At 39.4% G+C, this 1,966-nt stretch carries 1 protein-coding gene and 1 tRNA gene; one reads left to right on the top strand and one right to left on the bottom strand.

Features of this window, described 5'->3' with window-relative positions; genetic code table 11:
* Nucleotides 1–342 precede the first annotated feature (342 nt).
* Nucleotides 343–424, bottom strand: a tRNA-Leu gene (locus ACLJX0_RS12965).
* A 148-nt stretch (nucleotides 425–572) separates the two neighbouring features.
* Between ACLJX0_RS12965 and ACLJX0_RS12960 the strand changes: the two genes are divergently transcribed.
* Nucleotides 573–1,961, top strand: a complete 1,389-nt coding sequence (locus ACLJX0_RS12960; protein WP_410880999.1) for a dipeptidase — start codon at nucleotides 573–575, stop codon at nucleotides 1,959–1,961.
* The last annotated feature ends 5 nt before the right edge of the window (nucleotides 1,962–1,966 follow it).

Raw genomic sequence — 1,966 nt, 5'->3', positions numbered from 1 at the left:
TCCTTCCTCCGTCAGGATGACAAAATAGAAGAGATTTTTTTATTTTTCAGGGTGACATACGGACTGGAAAAGTTAGATAGAAAAAAAACGATTTTTTTACATAGTCCCCAACTTTTGCACCTGATCCGATGATTTCCGTCAGGATGACAAAATAGAAGAGATTTTTTTATTTTTCAGGGTGACATACGGACTGGAAAAGTTAGATAGAAAAAAAACGATTTTTTTACATAGTCCCCAACTTTTGCACCTGATCCGATGATTTTTGGGGATTCCAACTTTTGCACTTGATCCACTGTTCACTGTAAACCATAAAAAAAGCCCCTTCTTTCGAAGAGGCTTTCGTGCGGGTGATAGGACTCGAACCTACACACCTTGCGGCACCAGATCCTAAGTCTGGCGTGTCTACCAATTTCACCACACCCGCAGGTGGCTTAGAACTGCTGTACACTTGCGTACTGTTGTTCTTTTAAGACGTTGCAAATATACGACGTGTTTTTTAATGCGCAAGAAAAAATTAATTTTTTTTTATTCTTATGTTTGTAAGGAATAATATAACTGGTTCTATACATACTATGAAAGATTCAAAACAATTTGTTCAAGAAAACAAGCAACGTCTTCTAGATGAGCTAATTGAACTACTTAAAAAGCCTTCTATCAGTGCGGATAGTGCGTATTCTCAAGACGTAATCAACACGGCAGAAGCAGTAAAAGAAAATTTAATAAAAGCAGGTTGCGACAACGTAGAATTGTGCGAAACACCAGGATATCCTATTGTTTATGCAGAAAAAATCATTGATCCTGCGCTACCAACGGTATTGGTTTATGGTCATTATGACGTACAACCAGCAGATCCAATTGAACTTTGGACGTCTCCACCGTTTGAACCCGTAATTAAAACAACACCGATTCACCCAGAAGGAGCGATCTTCGCTCGTGGTGCATGTGATGACAAAGGACAAATGTTCATGCACGTGAAAGCGGTTGAATATATGATTGCAACCAATACGTTACCGTGTAACGTAAAATTCATGATTGAAGGAGAAGAGGAAGTAGGTTCTGTTAGTTTAGGTTGGTTCGTAAAAAGAAACCACGACAAATTAAAGAACGACGTTATCCTTATCTCAGATACAGGTATGATTTCCAACCAACAACCGTCTATCACCACTGGATTAAGAGGCTTGAGCTATGTTGAAGTAGAAGTTACAGGTCCTAACCGCGATCTTCACTCTGGATTATACGGAGGGGCTGTAGCCAACCCGATCAACGTATTAACTAAAATGATTGCTTCACTACACGACGAAAACAACCACATCACTATTCCAGGTTTCTACGATAAAGTAGAGGAATTATCACGCGAAGAGCGCGATGAAATGGCCAAACGTCCATTCTCTTTAGACGATTATAAAAAAGCGTTAGACATTGATGAAGTATATGGAGAAGAAGGTTATACAACCAACGAACGCAACTCAATCCGTCCTACTTTAGATGTAAACGGTATTTGGGGTGGTTATACAGGTGAAGGAGCAAAAACCGTGATTGCAAGCAAAGCTTTTGCTAAAATCTCCATGCGTCTAGTTCCAAACCAAGAGTGGGAAGAAATCACAGATTTATTCAAAAAACACTTCGAAAGTATTGCACCAGCAGGGGTAAAAGTAGAAGTAAAACCGCACCACGGTGGACAAGGGTATGTTACTCCTATTGACTCAATTGGGTATCAAGCAGCTGCTAAAGCGTATGAAGATACATTTGGGGTAACGCCAATTCCAGTTCGCTCTGGAGGAAGTATTCCAATTGTAGCGCTCTTTGAAGAAGAATTAGGTTCTAAATCTATTATGATGGGATTCGGATTAGATTCTGATGCGATCCACTCTCCGAATGAGCACTTTGGTGTATTCAACTACTTAAAGGGAATTGAAACAATTCCGTTATTCTATAAATACTACATGGAATTAGCAAAATAACAGAT

This window comes from Myroides sp. DW712, from assembly GCF_046557355.1.
In the GTDB taxonomy this organism is placed as follows: domain Bacteria; phylum Bacteroidota; class Bacteroidia; order Flavobacteriales; family Flavobacteriaceae; genus Flavobacterium.
This window is presented reverse-complemented; position numbering and strand designations above follow the sequence as displayed.

Bases quoted from the DNA above. Each gene is read 5' to 3' on its own strand.
- ACLJX0_RS12960 (WP_410880999.1), top strand. From the start codon at position 573: ATGAAAGATTCAAAACAATTTGTTCAAGAAAACAAGCAACGTCTTCTA.